This is a genomic window from Rhodococcus wratislaviensis (assembly GCF_900455735.1).
GTDB classification, from domain to species: domain Bacteria; phylum Actinomycetota; class Actinomycetes; order Mycobacteriales; family Mycobacteriaceae; genus Rhodococcus_F; species Rhodococcus_F wratislaviensis.
Window position 1 is genome coordinate 1 of sequence record NZ_UAUI01000020.1, and the last position, 17,748, is coordinate 17,748.

At 60.4% G+C, this 17,748-nt stretch carries 14 protein-coding genes; 9 read left to right on the forward strand and 5 right to left on the reverse strand.

Annotation, left to right across the window (positions count from 1 at the left end; all coding sequences use genetic code 11):
- Positions 1 to 31 precede the first annotated feature (31 nt).
- The 5 genes from DTA22_RS21790 to DTA22_RS21805 are packed head-to-tail and all read left to right on the forward strand — an operon-like array spanning position 32 to position 5,065.
- The gene (locus DTA22_RS21790) at positions 32 to 481 is read left to right on the forward strand and encodes an LbetaH domain-containing protein (protein WP_409372720.1); all 450 of its coding nucleotides are present in this window, start codon (positions 32 to 34) and stop codon (positions 479 to 481) included.
- Positions 435 to 1,649 (forward strand): hypothetical protein, encoded by a 1,215-nt coding sequence (locus DTA22_RS35950; RefSeq protein WP_146777787.1) that lies wholly within the window; start codon positions 435 to 437, stop codon positions 1,647 to 1,649. Before DTA22_RS21790 ends, DTA22_RS35950 begins: the two co-directional genes overlap by 47 nt.
- Positions 1,606 to 2,928: an O-antigen ligase family protein gene (locus DTA22_RS21795; RefSeq protein ID WP_112300863.1), complete on the forward strand. Its 1,323-nt coding sequence runs from the start codon at positions 1,606 to 1,608 to the stop codon at positions 2,926 to 2,928. Before DTA22_RS35950 ends, DTA22_RS21795 begins: the two co-directional genes overlap by 44 nt.
- Entirely contained in the window at positions 2,925 to 3,821 is an 897-nt protein-coding gene (locus DTA22_RS21800; RefSeq protein WP_112300864.1) for an alpha-1,2-fucosyltransferase, read from the forward strand. The genes DTA22_RS21795 and DTA22_RS21800 overlap by 4 nt, the downstream gene beginning before the upstream one ends.
- 2 nt (positions 3,822 to 3,823) lie before the next feature.
- Complete coding sequence (locus tag DTA22_RS21805; RefSeq protein WP_112300865.1) at positions 3,824 to 5,065, forward strand: oligosaccharide flippase family protein; 1,242 nt, start codon at positions 3,824 to 3,826, stop codon at positions 5,063 to 5,065.
- 98 nt (positions 5,066 to 5,163) lie between these two features.
- On the opposite strand, the gene DTA22_RS37065 is transcribed toward DTA22_RS21805, so the two are convergent.
- From DTA22_RS37065 to DTA22_RS21820, 3 genes are all read right to left on the reverse strand, one after another.
- Positions 5,164 to 5,727, reverse strand: coding sequence for a DapH/DapD/GlmU-related protein (locus tag DTA22_RS37065; RefSeq protein ID WP_146777788.1), 564 nt, complete (start codon positions 5,725 to 5,727; stop codon positions 5,164 to 5,166).
- Positions 5,720 to 6,430: a glycosyltransferase gene (locus DTA22_RS37185; protein ID WP_112300867.1), complete on the reverse strand. Its 711-nt coding sequence runs from the start codon at positions 6,428 to 6,430 to the stop codon at positions 5,720 to 5,722. The genes DTA22_RS37065 and DTA22_RS37185 overlap by 8 nt, the downstream gene beginning before the upstream one ends.
- Positions 6,431 to 7,852: 1,422 nt before the next feature.
- On the reverse strand, positions 7,853 to 8,431 hold the full coding sequence (locus DTA22_RS21820; protein ID WP_245973336.1) for a cold-shock protein: 579 nt from the start codon (positions 8,429 to 8,431) through the stop codon (positions 7,853 to 7,855).
- Between the two features lie 86 nt (positions 8,432 to 8,517).
- On the opposite strand from DTA22_RS21820, the gene DTA22_RS21825 reads away from it, so the two are divergent.
- A complete protein-coding gene (locus tag DTA22_RS21825; protein WP_112300868.1) occupies positions 8,518 to 9,837 on the forward strand; it encodes an HNH endonuclease signature motif containing protein in 1,320 nt (439 codons plus the stop codon).
- A gap of 741 nt (positions 9,838 to 10,578) precedes the next feature.
- Here DTA22_RS21825 and DTA22_RS21835 read toward each other — a convergent pair.
- Positions 10,579 to 13,425, reverse strand: coding sequence for a LuxR C-terminal-related transcriptional regulator (locus tag DTA22_RS21835; RefSeq protein WP_112300869.1), 2,847 nt, complete (start codon positions 13,423 to 13,425; stop codon positions 10,579 to 10,581).
- 288 nt (positions 13,426 to 13,713) lie between these two features.
- Between DTA22_RS21835 and DTA22_RS21840 the strand changes: the two genes are divergently transcribed.
- From DTA22_RS21840 to DTA22_RS21850, 3 genes are all read left to right on the forward strand, one after another.
- Positions 13,714 to 14,154, forward strand: a complete 441-nt coding sequence (locus DTA22_RS21840) for a hypothetical protein (protein ID WP_112300870.1) — start codon at positions 13,714 to 13,716, stop codon at positions 14,152 to 14,154.
- 161 nt (positions 14,155 to 14,315) lie between these two features.
- A complete protein-coding gene (locus DTA22_RS21845; RefSeq protein WP_112300882.1) occupies positions 14,316 to 15,569 on the forward strand; it encodes a S8 family serine peptidase in 1,254 nt (417 codons plus the stop codon).
- Positions 15,566 to 15,799 carry a hypothetical protein gene (locus tag DTA22_RS21850; RefSeq protein WP_112300871.1) on the forward strand — a complete coding sequence of 78 codons (234 nt, stop codon included), beginning with the start codon at positions 15,566 to 15,568 and terminating at the stop codon, positions 15,797 to 15,799. Before DTA22_RS21845 ends, DTA22_RS21850 begins: the two co-directional genes overlap by 4 nt.
- A gap of 18 nt (positions 15,800 to 15,817) precedes the next feature.
- On the opposite strand, the gene DTA22_RS21855 is transcribed toward DTA22_RS21850, so the two are convergent.
- Positions 15,818 to 17,710 (reverse strand): DUF4012 domain-containing protein, encoded by a 1,893-nt coding sequence (locus DTA22_RS21855; RefSeq protein WP_245973335.1) that lies wholly within the window; start codon positions 17,708 to 17,710, stop codon positions 15,818 to 15,820.
- Between the last annotated feature and the right edge of the window lie 38 nt (positions 17,711 to 17,748).

Genomic DNA, 17,748 nt, shown 5'->3' on the forward strand with positions numbered 1-17,748 from the left:
CCTCTGGATGGCGGTGTCCGGCCTCGTCGTCATGCACTGGTGGTGCCCAAGGCGCCTCAGAATTTGGATTCTCCGTGCATTCGGAGCGGAAATCGGCAATGATGTCCTAATCCGTCACCGAGTCCGAATCCACTGGCCATGGAAGTTGTCTGTGGGTAACTCGTCCTGGATCGGTGAGGGTGCCTGGATTCTCAACCTTGAGTCCGTAAGCATCGGAAACGATGTTTGTATTTCACAGGATGCACTCATCTGTACCGGAAGTCACGATTTTAATTCGTCAACGTTCGAATTCGATAACGGGAGAATATTTATCGAGGACGGGGTATGGATCGCAGCACGCGCCACCATCTTGCGTGGCGTGCGAATTGGCGAAAATTCGCTAATCGGGGCAACCGCACTCGTGGCCTCAGATACCCCCGCATATTCTAGGGTCCTTGGCCCACATTCCGTCTCAAAGAAGCGATCAGAAGGGCATGAATAGAGATGGTGGGGACACCGACGGCTATTCGAAAAATTCCCCTAAATTACAAAATCATCTTCAAGAAATTGCGAGAACGTCAGGCGCCACTCAGCATGCAGAGGTTTCGACGCGCGTCGAAACTGGAACTCGAACCTTCAATAACCCACGGGAACAAACTGAAAATATGATGGACTTGACTGTTCGTATAATCGTACCAACGACGGGTGAGCGGCGTTCGCTGCGAGATGTCATTGAGGTGGTACTCGAATCAGTCGATCCCTCTTGCACCGTGACGATCGCGGCGAGTGGTCAAGACGTCCGCGATCGCGTGGTGAATCTACTTTCAACCCCCACGACCAACTGCCCGGGTGATGAATGGCCGGAAATACTCGATGTGCCTAGCGGATATGCCTCGGCACGGAACGCCATGCCGCAAACTTTAGCCCACATAGAAACAGGGGGAGGCTATCTTTTTGTCGACGATGATTTGAATCTAGACTCTAGTGATATTCGAATGGCGCTGGGAGAAATCTCGAAGATGCCGAACTCTATCCTGGCAATGGACATTCCGCTTAGGTACTCGGTCGATACGCGATCAACTAGGTATCTTGCTTCGCGCCTTAAAGTCAAGGGGCCGAAAGGAGTGCAAGCGACTGAACTGCCGGCCAAATTCCTCTACCTCCCGGTTTCAGTATTTCGGTCCGGCTTCCAATTTCCAATTGCACTGGATGAAACTGGAGGAGAAGATACCATTCTCACCCGACAGCTGCGAGATAACGGGTATTCGTTGGCTCTGATTAAATCGTACAGGTCGTACGAGGAGTGGCCGCCTGAGCGTTGTGATGATCGTTCATTGCTGTACAGAAATCTCATCAACAGCACGATACTCGGTGTGGATCGTCGCAGAGCGAAAAATAGCAGCATTCACCTGGGGAGGGTCATACCAGGATCCGAGGCGTTCGTCGGACTTATTCTGGCAATTGTGCTCGCGTCTTCGCGGATCTCGATGACTCTGGCGTTCACGCTGACCCGGATTCTTGGGCAGGCGCTGGGACTCTGTGGAATAATTCCTGTTCGCAACAAAAATCGTCGTCGGTTGGCGAACTTGATCTTCCGCGACAGAAATAGTGCGATGGACACGCCCGATGATTCCGTCGAGCGGGGAGGCCGCCATCATGGAAGGGCTTGAATTACGTCACGCTACCTCGAGGTTGGGTGACACGGGAATCAAAGGCGACAACGAGTATCGGTCGCAGCCAAATGAGCGCCAGACACTGCTATATGGAACTATCGGTCTTGGGTTAATCTTCTGCTCAATATTTCTCCCGCCCGTATCGTCCTCGCTAAGTTTGGGTGTACCAAGTATCATTTGGCAGGCGCTTCGTGCTGGGGCAATGGTGATGTGGTTGGTTTGCCTGCTGCGTTCAGTGATACGTCGGGAAACGATACCGACGACGAGGTTCTTCACAACACTGATCATCGTAGGTATCAGCGCACCCTTAGCCACACTCAGCCTCCTTGAAGACAATGCGAGCTATCAGGTCGTCGCGATTTCGCTACTCGCTGCAGGGGTTGGCGTGACGCTTGGGCCACCCGTCTATAGTAGCGTTCTGTTGTGGTTTCGGGGATACTGCCTGCTAGTTGTGGCCGGAATTTTGGGTTTTGGCGCGGTGGGATACACCTGGAGACGGAGCGATGAACGGGAAGTCATAATCGCCTCGGCTCTCAATCAGCGGTTGCAAGGCTTTCTGGCACATCCAAACTTGGCGGGCCAACTACTTGTTATTGGCATATTCCTGGAAATCATCATTCTAAGAAGAAGTTCGAGTGATGCAAACCGAAGAACCCTTCCCGTTGTGCTGAGTGTAGCCATAATAAGTTGTGAGTTGCTACTGCTGCTGATGACTAACTCACGAACATCGGCGGTGGCGCTAGCAGTGGGGCTCTTGGCATTCGCTTTGCCTGGGTCACTGCGGAAATGGACCGCAATCATCGCGCTCGCTGTTTCGTTGGGGCCGGCGCTAGTAGTACTAGCACGTGGCTTAGGATTTGCCGATGACTATCGCTTTCCTCCGGGTCTCTTTACAGGCAGAGGGTTGATCTGGACTGTCTCTGAGGACGCATTAGTTGATAATTTCGTGCTCGGAGTTGGCCCAACCCAATCAATTAAGACTTCCGAGCAGTCATACACGCTATTCTCAGTCGTGGATGCGCCTCACGCCCATAACTTCTTCCTTGAGTCTTGGCTGGTCACTGGACTCGTTGGCGTACTTGCCGCGGTTGTTGCGGTTGGTTACCTCCTTTTGGCCCAGCCGCTGTCGAGGGACTCCGCCTTACTCGTTGTGCCGGTCCTGGTCTTCTCGCTCACGGAGGTACCATTGATCGCCGTTAGTGGTAGCGCCGGGGCAATCATTTCAGTGGCGTTCTTTGCCGCCCTGACAAAGCGAAGTTCAGGGGATTCGGAATGACTGTAACTGTGGAAATGCGCGGTGGTCGCGCCAATCAGATGTTTGGTCTGGCCGCCGGGATACTTGTGTCGAAGGAGTTTGGCTCGGAGCTGATTCTTGATCATCGGCTTATATCTCGGCATGGCCCGAAGGGATTCCAGATATCTGATATCACAAATGGATTCAAGACAGTTCATTTGAATGATCTTGAAATGCGAATGTGGCGTAAATTTCGAAGGCTTCAGCCAGCGGTAGAGGTTCGGGTAGCCTCCCGGATCATGGAGGCTCGTTCTTCGCGGGGAACGGTCACTCTTCCGGAGGAACGGTGGGAGGACAGGCGGTCGTATTATTCTAACCCAGTGTTGTTAAGAGGCTACTTCCAGAATGCGGCCCCGGATATTGCAGCTGATATGGATCTTATCTCCTCTATTAAGTCATCAATAGAGGAAATTCCCGAGGTAGCTCAGATAGGAGAAGTCGTACGGAATCTCGGAATTGACCGTTACATTGCCGTTCATGTCAGGCGAGGGGACTACGTGAAGGTTCCACGAAACCTTGAGCGCCTGGGCGTGTGCAGTGCGGATTACTATATCTCCGCGGTCGATGCGCTCGCCGTGAGTCTTCCGGTTCTGATTGTTAGTGATGACCATGCATGGTGTGAGGAAAATCTGGTAAATCGGATCCCCAACTCGCGTGTTTTTAATGGGGGATCTGCGTGGTCAGATATGTCAGTCATCAGCGGCGCTTCAGCGGTTGTGCTTTCGAATAGCACATTTTCCTGGTGGGGGGCTGTGCTGGGGCAAAGTAGTGGTGTCATCTTTCCAACTCCGTGGTTTGATGATCCGTCAGCGGGCGGCGATAGCTTGGGCTTAGCAAATTGGATCGGCATTAGCAAGTCAAAGAATGCGCAATAGCGATGGCGCGGCTGGTTTCCAACCGAATGCGCGAGCTTGCGCTCTATTCGGCCGTGCCGCTCGCCGGATTTATTACGGCGCCTTTGCTCGGTCGCGCACTCGGTCCTGATGGACGCGGACAACTAGCGATAGTTCTTGCGATTTCTGCGTTAGCAGTGTCAATTGGGCGTATGGGGCAACCCGAATGTCTAAGTTCAGACTTGCGTGAGGGTGTGGCACATTTTCGCCTAATCCGTGCCCGCATTCTGCTTGGGTCTTCGGTTTTTGCAGCGCTCATCGCGTATTTCTCAATGCGAGTGCTCAACGTTCCAAACATTGTGTCAATAGTGGTCTGTGTATGGATCCCCTTTCTCGCCTTCGGTGAGATCTGGCGAATTGAAAGGGTTTCAGAGAGTGACACAAATCGCGTAGCCGTCGGTTTCTCGGGCGGTGCGGTGAGTCGTGCCCTAGCCATTGCGGGTTTATTCCTAGCCGGGGCCTTGACCACCGTCTCCGGCGCGATAGTTTCGCAATCTAGTGCATTTCTATCCTTTATCGCGCTCCGCCGGAAAGCGAGGAATTCGGGGGCCGTGGCGTATCGCGGCCCTATCTTTCCGAGAATTAAAGAAGCGCTACCCATCGTTCTCTTTATGATTATGACGGCTATGCTATTTCGAATAGACATACTAGCTCTGGGGGTCGGTTCATCTGACGCGCAGGTCGGCCTTTATTCGGCTGCGGTCGGGCTTTCCGAGGCGTCGCTTATAGTGTCAACAATGTTTAAAACAAGAATGCAGGCCGCCTTGTATAGCGTGACAATTCGGAGGACTTTGGCGAGGGAAATTCTCTTCCTCGCGGCTATTTCGGTGTTGTTGCTGGTAGGTGGTATGGCGGCGTCCGATCTATTGATAAAATTGCTGTACGGTGAGCAGTTTTCCGGTTCTGCGCAGATTTTGAAGATTCTATTATTTGCGGCGGTTGGTCAAATGTATATTGATTGTGGGCAGGGGGTGCTTTCCGTTCTTGGTCGGCGGTGGACGATGTTTTGGTCGAGTTTAGTGGGCGCTTTGGTCGCGATTGGGACGTTAGGACTGTGGGTGCCCGACCATGGTGGCGTCGGCGCCGCGGCGTCCTCGATGGTTGCTTATGCTGTCGTTGCAGGTCTGGTTTGGCTATCGATCGCACGCGACCTTGGTGTGAGACCGAGTTCAAGATCTGTGAAGGGGGGCAGGCATCGCGTCAGAAAGCAAGTCAGAGTATCTTGAATCTCCTGGATGCCCAGAGCTTGTGCGAAGCACGGTCCATTGGCACACTGAATTAGTGGCGGTTCTACTAACTTCAAGCCCCACTATGTGGCTCTGATTTATCGCATTTGGAGTTTCTTGAGGTGCTGAGCGCGCACGGCTTCGTTAGCAAACCGCATTTTGATCTGACGTGCCGGATTTCCTCCGACGATTGCAAAAGGTTCGACGCTCCGTGTCACTACTGCGCCGGCTGCAACTATGGCACAGTCGCCGACGTTGACTCCGCCTAGTATTATTGCCCCAGCACCAATCCAGACATCACGCCCGATTCTAACCGTATCATCAGCTATTTGAGAACGGTCCCCTACCCAGGTTGACAGTGCCATTGGCACGCCTATCTCGTTGCTCGCGTGATCGGCACGGCCAATTATTTGCACTCTTCTGCCCATCAAGCAGTAGTCGCCGATGGATCCATCGACTTCAATTATCGTGCCCTGGCCGACTGCAACTGAGTTGCCGATCGACAGACCATGCATTGACGATATGAGAGCCCCACGCCCCAGTCTGAGATTCGCACCGACTTCGACCTTTCCCCGAACTGACGTGCGTTCTTGGACTTTGCGGTACGAGCGTTCGATCCATCTCGGCAATCTGCCTCTGTTGGGTGGTATGACGTCAGTCATCTAGTGGCCATCCGTTCGATCCAAGCGATTGATCCGTATTTCCTAGCGCTGCGATAAGCCCGTTCGCCATCGCCTCGGCAGAATAAGTGGAGGCGATCTTACTGCTGAGAGGTTGGCGACCCGCGTACGACTTGCTTGCGGCTGCAACGTTGAGCGCACGGGCTAGCGACATTGCGTCATCGGTGTCAAAGTACGTCACTCCGCCGAACCGCGATAGTTCAATTTCAGGGGCGTGCGGCTCGTCTCGTGAGACTAGAATCGGGACGCCGAAGCCGAGACTTTGTGTCAGACTCAGGCCCGCGTATCCTGGAGACACCGAACAAATCGTTGATGCATAGATTTCTTGAAGAGTCGCACGGTCGCCAATGTGGCCAAGGAATTCTATTGAGTTTGTGATTCCAATTTGATCGCTGAGGGCTGCTAGTTCAGGCAACTGAGTTCCTTCTCCAACTATCGTAAGCCGGATTCCAGCGTCGGATAGTCCGCTTTCTGCGAATCCGCGAAGAAGTAAATCGACCTTCTTTGCACTCTCAAGCCTGCCGACGTATAGGATTCGCTCAAGCGGAGACTCAGTGGAGAAGATTTCACATGCCCTATACAGGGAGTTTGGGGCCACCCAGACTGGATGGTTAGGCAGTTCCTGCAGTGCAGGTTGAACAGACCCGTACCCGTATAATACGGTTCCGTTTGATATGCGCCGCATTAGTTTTCTTAGCGGAGCCGTTTTGCTTTGGGTGCCAGCACGTGGGTGGAGGTGCCCCCACAATAAAGTCCTTCGCCCCAAAATCCGGCGTGCGAGGAGTAGTATCCAGGTTGAAAGGCTCCGTGGATTCAGATCCAGGATTGCGTCGGATGCGCGAATTACGTCAAACCAGTGCCCGGTCTGAATTAGAATCCGAGACCAAAGGACAGTATTCTTCACCTCGGTGTAATAACTGGACGTAACTCCAGTCCGGACAGTCTTGTCTATATGTCTCTCGCCCGCGTAGAGTGCGATCGCGCCGTCAGACCTCTCGTGTAACAGAGCGATGCATTCCTCTCTGTAGAAGGGCAGAACCGCGAGATACAGTGCCCTCTTTTTGGGTCCGGTTGGGCATTGTCTTGCTAAGAATGGTCTCAAAAGCGGCACTGGTTATGCCCTTTCACGCAGCGCATGCGTCGGTGTGGCGAGAGTGGTAGATGATTATGATAGCGGACCTCTTGATCCTGTGCCCGTCGAGGCGTCGTCGTAGATGACGTTCATGGCCGAGGCCGCGACTTTCGATTATGCGGACCTGGGAGGATTTCAGCGTGGCCGTACTTCGCCGAGGTGAGGGCTGAGAACGGGTCGAAACCGGCTTGTCGACAGACATCCCGACTGGGCGGCACGCGGTGGCGCGGGGCGGGGCACTGGAAGAGCGTCGAGGTAAGTCAGGCGGCTGTGATTTAGCTCGGGTGTTGAGGCTTGCAGACAAGCATCTAGGAGTGCGAACCAAGGCTGGCGAGTTTTGAGGCGCGTTGGCCCGAGGGTTGATATGTGCGTGTTGTTGCGCGCCCAATCTGGGGACGTTCCCAACTGTGTGCTATTTGGTCGCCGGGACGCTCAGTATGGTGTCACCGGTGAGCGTTCCCGTGCCCTGAAACCTAGATCTCGTCAACGTCGCACAACACCGTATCGGGGGTGTTCTGTTCACCGCCGAACCGCGAGTCCATCATCCCGCCGAGAGACCTGGAGGAATCTGGAGTCGAGAGGGAGATGTTGTTCCGCACGGGATGGAGTGATCGATAACTCCGGTGACAATTGGAATTCCGTCTTGCGTGCCCGAGTGCCAGTATCACCAACGAGTACCTGGCCAGCAACGGACCCCGGCCGCGCCGTGTGCTGACCGACGAGAACACTTCGAAGTGTGCACCAGTTGATCTTGATGGTTTCAGGGATCCCATTGCAGCCTCGACGCGGGTTAGATGCGAATCGTCAGACGATCTATGAACTGGCAAAGATCTCGCGTATGGCTCCATGGTGACGGTCGGCAACTAGAAATGGTTGGGTGTGGGCAGTATTAGTGCTGAGCAGTTCTCCAGCGACTCGGGTCCTCATCGGGGCGGTATCGGTAAGGCTGTTGCCTCAAGGCGGTTTTACCCCGATCTACTCGACCTGTCGAACGTTAAATGCACGGTAGTGGTGGCAGTCCTGCGTTCCGCCCACCATTGTCTCGGGCTCGAATTTCACCTGATGTCCTGGCGTCAGCGAACGAAAGCCCGAGCCGCCGACGTTACTGAAATGCGCCCACGCGCCACCCGGTGTGGCCTCGGAATCGATCACGCCCCATCCCTCGTCGTCGCTCCAGGTGCGCACGATCCCGGTAGCGCGGTCGGCGGGTATGAGTGGGGGCACAGGAGGGGGGTCCGCTTCTGTGAGCTCCCCCGTCGTGCCGTCGGGAAAGGTGAGCCACACGTGAGACGTATATGGGCTGTCCGACGGCGGCGCGACATACCGTTCGCTGCGCGAGGGCCACGCGCGAATGGTATAGAAGTTGCACCCATGCATGGGGCTGTCGAGTTCGTTCCATTCGAACTCCACCTGCTGGCCCTCAAGAAGCGCGGGGAAGCCCTCGACCGCCACGCTGTGAAACAACGCCCAGCATCCACCCGGTGTCTCGTCGGAATCGATGATGCCGTGCATCTCCTGGATGCTCCAGCTACGGACGACGCCGGCAGTTGTCATGCCGCCATTGGTACTTGGCTCGCGTACGAAAGATCCAGTGTGCACAAGCCATTGACTCGAAAGTGTGTTCGAATTAGGATCGAAACATGGGGCTCGGGGGAGATATCCAGGGGGCGTTGTCGGACGAGGTTCTGGCGACCGCGGTCGGTGATGCGTGGCGTCTGGCCGAGGCGGAGTTGCTCGACTCGGTCGTTCGTATCTCGGACGAGATTCAGCGACTCGAGGCGTTGCGCGTCAAGCTCGTCGGTGCCGTCGACTACCGCTGCAAGGTCGATGTGCTGGGGTTTCCGAATGCCAAGATGTGGTTGGCCTCCAAGACATTGCTCGAGGTAGGTGCGGCGGGACGAATCGTGATGTTGGGCCGAGGTTTGCGTCTCCAACCCGAGATAGCGGAAGAGTACTTCGACACCAACATTTCGGCGGAGCACGCAGCGCTGATCATGAAGTTCTGCGAACGGCCACCCAAGGGAATGCCGCTCGAAGCGATGGACGACTGCCGAAATGCGTTGCTGTTCGCCGCAACCGGTCCCACCGCCAACAGCGACGCCGTGCGCGCCGTCATCGCCAGACTGGAGCGCACCTTCGAATCCGACGACCCGTCGCCCAGCGAAGACACCGAACTCAACGAGTTCCATGCCTCCAAGACACTCAACGGACGCGTCGCCGTCAAAGGCGACTTGGACGCCGTGACCGGCGAAATGCTGCTCTCGGCGCTCTCCGGACTGTCCAAGCCGCGACCCGCGGAGGACGGAACCAAGGACAGCCGCACTCCCGGACAGCGACGGGCCGACGGGTTCACCGAACTCCTTCGCCGCTACCTCAACTCCGGGATCGCCGGCGAAGAAGGCGGAGAACGACCACACGTCTCCCTCCACGTCAGCCTTCGCGATCTAACCGACCACACCGAGTGCAGTGCACGCGCACAGCAGGGTGCTGCCGCTTCGTCCGACGACTCGCTCTTCGCCGTCGACGGAGTCGCATGGACCGAGTGGATGGGGCCACTGAGCCTCAAGGCAGCCCGGCTCCTCAGCTGCGACTCGATCTACACGCCGATCGTGCTCGACGACAAGGGCGCACCACTCGACCTCGGCATCGCCACCCGAACCGTCACCAAGCGGCAGCGAAAAGCGCTGGTGGCGAGAGATCGAGGATGCGCATTCCCCGGATGCGGTGCACCGCCCTCATGGTGCGAAGGTCACCACATCATCCACTGGTCCGCAGGTGGGCCATCCGACATGGGCAACCTGGTACTGCTCTGCGGATTCCACCACCGACTGCTCCACCACAGCGACTGGGAAATAGAAATGGGAGCCGACCGGCACCCCACATTCATCCCACCACGACAAGTCGACTGGGAGCGAAAGCCGATACCGGCGCACAACCAGGCCCGACCCCGGGCATCCTGACCCGGCACAAGCGCACCACGCCGACTCGGCAACAGGACAATTCCTGTTGCGGAGCCGGCATGTCGTCGTGCCCGGAGTCCGGGCCAACCGTCAGACAACCGTGGTCCCCATCGACACCGCAAACCCATTGCGATCAGCGACATCGGCTTCATGCACACACGGGAGATGTGCTCTCCACCATCCGTGCCGAGACGAACAAACCGATCCGTGATCTGAAGATCCGACAATCCAGCCGCAACCATCGCCTCACCTCCCGCTCACGGCTCGTCAGGGGAGTGGATGAGCTGCCTCTTCCAGAGCAGGAGCGACATGTGGTCGCACCGGGCCGGCAGGGCTTCGGCCGCGGCAGCGCACTCGATCGAACGCCGCTCGTCTCCAACACATGTGCAACGATCGCCGCCCGGCGTATGCGTCGGCGGCGCCGGGCAGGGCACCGATTCTCTCGAACTCGGCTGCTGCCGATGCCACATCGCGCCCGTTGCCCGGCTGCGGCAAGCCCGGACGCAATCTCGACAAAATGGCCGTCGCAGATACCGGCCGACTCGGCGAGACGAGTTACTATAGTCATGTAACCGATCCGGGTCGCAACTCGTGATGCGGCCGGGACTGCGCGACTGCAGCTTCAGCGTCACCTGCTGGGAGTTCCACTACGGCGACCGCACGGTGGGGTTCGTCACGGTATTCTCGCCAGAGCGACACTGAGTTCTCGATACTCGAGATGACGGCAAGCTGAAAGCAGACCTACTCCACCTTCCGAATATCCCGTGCCCGGTAGCGGTAGCCGTCCTGCGTCCCGCCGACCACAGTCTCCGGCTCGAACGTCACCTCGTGTCCTGGCGTCAGCGAACGAAAGCCCGAACCGGTGAGGTTGCTGCAATGCGTCCACGCGCCACCGGGGGTTGCATCGGAATCGATCACGCCCCAGCCCTCTTCGTTGCTCCAGGTGCGGACGACTCCGGTGGTTCGGTCGGCGTGAACCGTCGTCCCCATCGCCTGCGCAAGACCCTTTCGATCGGTGACATCGAGCTTCATGAACGCACGGTAGAGGTGACCCTCCACCGTCCGCACCGACAGGAACAACCGATCGGCGATCTGCCGGCTCGACAATCCCGCTGCAACCATCGACCCCACCTCCCGTTCACGACTGGTGAGGGGGAGTGGGTGGGCTGCCTCCACCAGCGCGGGGGACGACATGTGGTCGCATCGGGCCGACAGGGCTTCGGCCGCGGCAGCGCACTCGATCGAACGCCGCTTGTCTCCGGCATGCGTAAACGCGATCGCCGCTCGAGCGTAGGCATCGGCGGCATCCGGCAAGGCACCGATTCGCTCGAACTCGGCTGCCGCCGAGGCCACACCGCATCCGTTCCCTGCCGCGACTGCCGCCGCATGCCGGGCAACGATGTCGACGAGTTGGCCGTCGCAGATCTCGGCCAACTCGGCGAGCCGCGTGGCGGCGGTCGTGTCACCGAACCGGGTGGCAAGGTGAAGCGCGGCCGCCTCGATGCCGAATTGTCCTGATGTGCAAGCGCACTCTGCCGCCGACCGGGATAGATCGATGGCCCGCGAGGTTTCACCTCGTGCTGCGGCGAACCACGCCTGCGACATCATGAGTTGTGGCCCGAACACGGCAACGTGCCGGCCGTTCCGCGCCTGTGCTGCGGTGATGATCCCGTCCGCCTCGTGAATGCGGCCGATTTCCGAGTAAGCCTGACCGAGCGCGATGTAGGCGGGAAAACTCCACGAGATCGCATCGGCCGTATCGCCGACGTTGAGGGCGGCGATCGCCTGCTCGAGTCGACCCGCGGCGTCGGTGAACCGGCCGCGGGCAAGTTCCACCGTCCCCACCAGGATGTTCGCAAGCCCCCACGCAACGTATCGGCCGCTCGACGCCAAGGAGAGGTATTCCTCGGCCCGGCGCTGGGCCGCGGCGAACTGTCCGGTCAGCGTCAACGCCAGGATTTCACCGTGTGCGGCCGGGAACCGCAGCAGTCCGTCGATCTGATCGGCCACCGCAGCACTGCGCGCCGCCAATTCCGGCACACTGCCACCACGTCCCATCAGTGCCAGGGACAGCCCACCACCGAAGAACGCCCACTCGACCGCCCACGGCAGCACTCGGTCGGCGGCCAGAATCGCCGTCGCCGCCGCTGCCGCCTCTTCGGGCCGATTCTCGAACACCGCGCACACCGAGCCGATTCCCTCGATGATCGGCACGAGACTGGGGTGCGTGACCTTCTCGCGGAGTACCGCGAGGACTTCGTCGGCCTTCTCCGACTCGCCGCTCGCCCAGAACAGGTTGGCGATCCGCGACGTACCCCAGCGCACCAGCTGCACCTGGTCCAGGCTGTCGGGCGAAAAGGACAGCAGCAACGATTCCGCCTCGGTGGCGTGCCCCTGCCACAACAGCGCCCGTGCCAGGAGGTCGGCTGCCTCGAAGCCGCCGGTCTGGTCGAGTGCCGCGCGGGCAAGCCTTTCCCCCAGTGGCACATTCGCCAGACCGATTGCGTCCTCGGCAGCGTTGACGAGCAGATCGGGTTCGACGGACCGGTCGCTGTCGAGGGCCAGCTCGGCCAGGCGGATCCGGTTCGAGGATCCGACCACGGCGCGGCTGCTCAGGGCCTCCACGAGCTGTCCCCGGAGTCTCCGGCCTGCTGCGCGCCCCACCCGTCGTCGGATCACCTCACCGAACAGTGGATGCGTGTAGCGGACGTCGAGCCGGTGTCCGTCCTCGACGATTCTGACGAGGCCGCGTCGCTCGGCTTCCTCCACCGCATCCTCACCTGCCAACTGACCGAGGATGTCGAGATCGAGCGGTTCGCAGAACGTGAGAAGCTGCAGCGCCTGCAGCACGTCGTGGGGAATCTGATCGATCCGGTGCTCCAGTAGGGACGCGAGTTCGGATGTGATGGCGGCACGGCCCCGCAACTGCCAGACACCACCCGAGCGTCGCAGCGTCCCCGCTTCGAGGGCGCCCTCGACCAGATGCCGGACGAACAACGCGTTCCCGCCGGACGCCTCCCAGATCGTGTCCGCGCTCAGCCCCTCGAGGGGGCCGTCCAGCACGGACTCGATCAACTCGATGCTCTGGTCCCGGCTGAACGGCGACAGTTCGAGCCGCAGGAGGTGACCGTCCTTCCACAACGACGTGATCGCGTCGGGCACGGTCTCGCCGTTGCGAACGGTGGCGACGATGTGCACCGCCCTGTCGAGGGCAAGCTGATGAAGGAACGTCGCCGACAGCTGATCGAGGAGGTGCGCGTCGTCCACGCCGACCACCACGTCGCGACTGTGGCCGTCGTCGAGGAGCGCCTGCCGCGCCGCGGACAGAAACGCGACAGGATCCCGGGAGGTGGACGCCCCGACCAGATGGGCGAACACGCCCAGCGGGATGCTTCGCGCCGATTCGGTGCCCGCCACCCATTTCACCTCACGCGGCAACGACTCGGTGGCGAACCGCGCGAGGGTGGTCTTGCCGACGCCGGGATCGCCCGTGAGGACGACACCGCATCCCCCGGACCGAGTCGTGAGCGACGCGGTGATCGCGTCGAACTCGACTTGCCGCTGAATCAGAGGCCACGTCGGACCCATGCACTGATTCTAGATTCTCGCGGCACCGGTGACAGCATCGAGACGAGTATTGGGCGCGAGTTATCCAGCGAAGCAGTGCAATACAACCTTGGAGTCGCTTTAGGCCGCAATTCTCCTGAGGCGTCGATGGATTGAGTAGCGCGACACGGGCGCGAGTTCGGTTTCGCGATCGACCGAAGGTGCGTCTGGCGCGATCGGGTAGGACGCTACTCGCGAGATTAGCCGACATCCCGGCCACGCTGAATGGGTATCGCGGAAAGTTATTGCGTCGAACTACAGGAGAATGTCATGACCGCGCGGCCGGAGCCCTTCTTCAGTTGGACGGCGCGCCGGATCGAACTCGATCGGCTCCGCGAATCCGAGTCCGCCGTTCTGGTGTTGGACGAACTCGTGCCGCTCGGAACCGGCACGGCGCGACTGATCGGCATGCGCGACGACGACGCCGATGTCGACTACCTCGCACTGATCGTCGGTGATGTTGCCAACGGACACGACATCGCGGTCCGCGGCGTCGACGAGGAGGCACTCCTCATCGAGGGCAGTCGATCCGAGACCCTTCCGGAAATCCTGATCGGGTTGCGGGCCACACCGAGCATCTGCGGCTGCTCCAGTGAGCGGCATATCGACAATCAGTTGTGCGTCGACGGTCCCGTCCGGACGATGATCGCCGCGGTCGGCGTGAGGTCCGTCGTCGTCGACTGGTATCACGCCACGTCCGCGGTCGCGTGAGCCGAACTACTCGGCCCTCCAATTCGGTCTGAGAGAAATTCGGGTAGCGCGCCACTCGCGGAAGTCGGGACCACGTGCCGGACCGTGGAGAACGTCCGACGAGCGCCACCCCGGCGCAGCACTTCACTCGAAACTCACTCATCGCAGCCAAGGACTACATCGTGATATCACACGGAAATTCATACGGCGACAACGACGGCGACAACACCCTTGCCGCCCCCTCCGAGCCCGAAGTCACCGGCAGCCACGTCGTCGTGTTCGCCGAAGGCGGCAACCGAACGGATGCTGCGCAGACACTCCGCACCGTTGCAGGGCTGTCCGACGTGGCACGCAGCACCGAATTCGAATCCAGCGCAATGGACCTGTCGGCGACTGAGGCATCCGACGCCGTCGTGTTCGACGAACTGGGAATTGCGGTGGTCACCGCCGATCCCGACCAACTGGCGGCGCTGCAGGCGGCCGCTGCCACCGACAGCCGGGTGCTCTCCATCGAGCCCGAGCTGATGCACTACGCACTCTCGGTCGGCACAGATCCTCGTGTACAGGCCGAAGCGGCGAGCCTCGGCGACACTTCGGACCTCACGTGGGGGCTGCAAGCCACGAACGTCGCCGCGTCGGCGTGCAGTGGCTTCGGCGTCAAAGTTGCCGTCCTCGACACCGGCCTCGATCTGACGCACCCGGATTTCGAAGGCCGCGCCATCACCGCCCAGTCGTTCGTGCCGGGTGCCGGACCTCAGGACGGGCACAGTCACGGCACGCACTGCGTCGGAACCGCGTGCGGGCCCAGGTCACCGAGCGGCACCCGCCGATACGGAGTCGCCCACAAGGCGGACATCTTCGTCGGGAAGGTGCTGTCCGATCAGGGACGCGGAGCCGACCGCAGCATCCTTGCCGGAATCGAATGGGCAATCGTCAACGGCTGCCAGGTCATCTCGATGTCTCTCGGAGCGAACGTGGAGGCGGTATCCGTTGCGTACGAGACTGTGGGCAGCCGGGCACTGGCATCGGGGTCACTGATCGTTGCGGCAGCCGGCAACAACGCGAACCGCGCGGCAGGGAACATGGGGTTCGTGGGTCCACCCGCGAACAGCCCGTCGATCATGGCTGTCGCAGCGCTCGACTCGACGCTCGGGCTGGCCAACTTCTCGGCCCGCAGCAACCCCGTCATCGGCGGTCAGATCGATGTGGCGGGGCCCGGGGTCGGCGTGTTCTCGACCGTTCCCCTGCCGACGCGGTACGGCTCGAAGAGCGGGACGAGCATGGCGGCCCCACACGTTGCGGGCATCGCCGCGCTGTGGTGTGAGGCAACCGGACGCATGGGCACCGACCTGTGGGCCGTCCTGACGCAGCAAGCCCGGAGGCTCCTGCTGCCGTCCCTCGATGTCGGGTCAGGATTGATCCAGGCACCGGCATGATCGGGATCACCGTCACCGTCGACGCCGACCACCTCGACAACATCGAAGCGGTCGGCGCGGCGCTGCGGCTCCGCGGAATGCGGGTCGATCAGGTGCTCGGCGCGATCGGAATCATCTCCGGCGCCGTCGGAGAAGAGGAATGCGCCGTCCTCGAGTCCGTGCCCGGAGTGCAGTCCGTCGAAACGGAGAACATCGTCCAGATACCGCCGCCCGACGAGAACCCGCAGTAGCGGCGGTACCCGAACGGATCAGCTACCGCAGTTCGGCACGTCGACCGTGACGTTCGGCGAATCGACCAACGGCTGCACCGGAACCCGGGCCCCACCCGGAGCGGTGGGCTCGGTGAGCTCGAACTTCACTTCGGTGGTCTTGCCCCGGGGGATCATGGCTCGCACGTTGAAGACGGGATGACCGAGTTCGGTACCGGTGAAGACGAACTGCTGAGCGCCGTTGACGGTCACCTTGCTAAGCGTTGCCCCTCGGGTGGCGAGCAAGGACAGGTCGACGGCGTTCGTGCCCTTCGGCGTGTTGCCGACGTTCTCGAACAGCCCTGCAACGTAGTCGGGAAACTCGCCCGCAGGTGTGTTGTTGGTCAGGCGCACCGTGACGGTCGACGAGCGGGTGTCGTCGGCACAACTGTCCGCCACGTACTCGATCTCACGCGACAGGTAGTAGTCGAGCTTGTTTCCGCCCTGGTTGTTCACCACGACCCCCGCATACGGCGCCGCATCGTCCGGAACCACATTGCCGACCTTTGTGCCCGAAAGCACCTGCTGGATAGCGGGGTCCGCACTCCACACCGCGATGCGTCCCTCGCCGGCGGCCTTGCCCAAAGCGTCGAGCAGGGCCTGCGGGGACGAGAGCTTGCCGGTCATCTTGTCGACCACTCGCGCGGCGACAGTCTGCAAGTACTGCTTACGGGCGTTGTTGTCGTCGGCGAACCGAACGTACGCAGTCGATTCGGTGAGCTCGACGACGTTGTCCTTGGTGATCACCTCGCCGTCCGGCATCGTGACCGGGCCGATGGCGCCGAGAACATAGCTGAGGGCGACGGGATCGGTCGCGACGGCTCCATCCACCTGTTCGCCGGACTCCTGCGCCCACAGCGACTTCCAGATCTGCGCGGCATACGGGAAGTGGGAGCTGAGATTGCTGTTCCGGAAGTCGGTGGTGGGCCGGCTCGCGCCGTAGCGAGCCTCGAACTCGGGACCGAGATCGAGGGGTTGCTTGTCCATCGACAGCTCCGAATTCGAGGCGAGCGTATCGACCTTGGCCGATCCGTCGTTGGCGCGAACGATGCCGAATCCACCCAGCAGCCCACCGGTTCCACGAGCTTCGGCGTTCGTCTGGAAGCCGAGGAAATAGTTCCGCGGGCCATCCCCGCCGAGCATCGCCGGCACCACCTTCGCGGCGATTGCGGTGTTGCTCAGCAGATTCGACAGCTCGGTCGTCTGATCCTGCAGCGCGGTGCGCGCCTCGTTCACCACACCGAGGTAGGCGGCCTCGTCGATGGTTCGTGCCTGATCCGACAATGACTGCGCGGCAATGGATGTCTGCTCGAGGACCGGGGCGGCATCGCGCAGCGACTGCACGTTGACGCGGCCGCCGCTTTCGATCAGCTGATCCGGGGCAAGTGTGCTTCCGGCGTCTACCGCCGGAGTCAGGACGTCATGTGTGAGCCCCCGCACTACCTCGGAAATCTGCTGAGAAGTTGCTAGCGGGCTACCGAGAACCGGGACAGCGGCGGAGACGCTCCACGGGATCGAGTGCGTGTTCTCGTAGGCCCGGGATGCGTACTTGTCGGCGTCGGCCGCTGACCGCTGGGCGTCCTCGGTGTTGCCGTCGAGCAGGGCGTCCTTGGCGAGCTGCGCGTGACCGCGTGCCTCCTCGAGGTTCGCCTGCGCCTCGCGGGCGGTGTAGCCCAACCAAGCGCCGAAGGCGACGACGACCACGACGGCCACCGAGCCACCGATGATCACGCGGCGCCGCAAGCGATGCGCCCGTACCTGGGGTTGGTGTGTCCGGCGTTTACGGACACGTCGAATCGGGGTGTCGCCTGCCGCCTGAGCTCCGTCGTCCGAGCCGCGATTGTCCGGGCCTGACGTGCCGAAACCCGACGGGCCCGTGACGTTGTCGTCCATTGCTGCTCGGCTCCTGTCTGAGGGTGTGGAGAGATTAT

Excerpts from the sequence above, each read along its gene's own strand:
- DTA22_RS37065 (WP_146777788.1), bottom strand. The coding sequence starts at position 5,727 with ATGACTGACGTCATACCACCCAACAGAGGCAGATTGCCGAGATGGATC.
- DTA22_RS21850 (WP_112300871.1), top strand. The coding sequence starts at position 15,566 with ATGATCGGGATCACCGTCACCGTCGACGCCGACCACCTCGACAACATC.
- DTA22_RS21855 (WP_245973335.1), bottom strand. The coding sequence starts at position 17,710 with ATGGACGACAACGTCACGGGCCCGTCGGGTTTCGGCACGTCAGGCCCG.
- DTA22_RS21800 (WP_112300864.1), top strand. The coding sequence starts at position 2,925 with ATGACTGTAACTGTGGAAATGCGCGGTGGTCGCGCCAATCAGATGTTT.
- DTA22_RS21805 (WP_112300865.1), top strand. The coding sequence starts at position 3,824 with ATGGCGCGGCTGGTTTCCAACCGAATGCGCGAGCTTGCGCTCTATTCG.
- DTA22_RS21840 (WP_112300870.1), top strand. The coding sequence starts at position 13,714 with ATGACCGCGCGGCCGGAGCCCTTCTTCAGTTGGACGGCGCGCCGGATC.
- DTA22_RS21795 (WP_112300863.1), top strand. The coding sequence starts at position 1,606 with ATGATTCCGTCGAGCGGGGAGGCCGCCATCATGGAAGGGCTTGAATTA.
- DTA22_RS21835 (WP_112300869.1), bottom strand. The coding sequence starts at position 13,425 with ATGGGTCCGACGTGGCCTCTGATTCAGCGGCAAGTCGAGTTCGACGCG.
- DTA22_RS37185 (WP_112300867.1), bottom strand. The coding sequence starts at position 6,430 with ATGCGGCGCATATCAAACGGAACCGTATTATACGGGTACGGGTCTGTT.
- DTA22_RS21820 (WP_245973336.1), bottom strand. The coding sequence starts at position 8,431 with ATGACAACTGCCGGCGTCGTCCGTAGCTGGAGCATCCAGGAGATGCAC.
- DTA22_RS21825 (WP_112300868.1), top strand. The coding sequence starts at position 8,518 with ATGGGGCTCGGGGGAGATATCCAGGGGGCGTTGTCGGACGAGGTTCTG.
- DTA22_RS21790 (WP_409372720.1), top strand. The coding sequence starts at position 32 with ATGCACTGGTGGTGCCCAAGGCGCCTCAGAATTTGGATTCTCCGTGCA.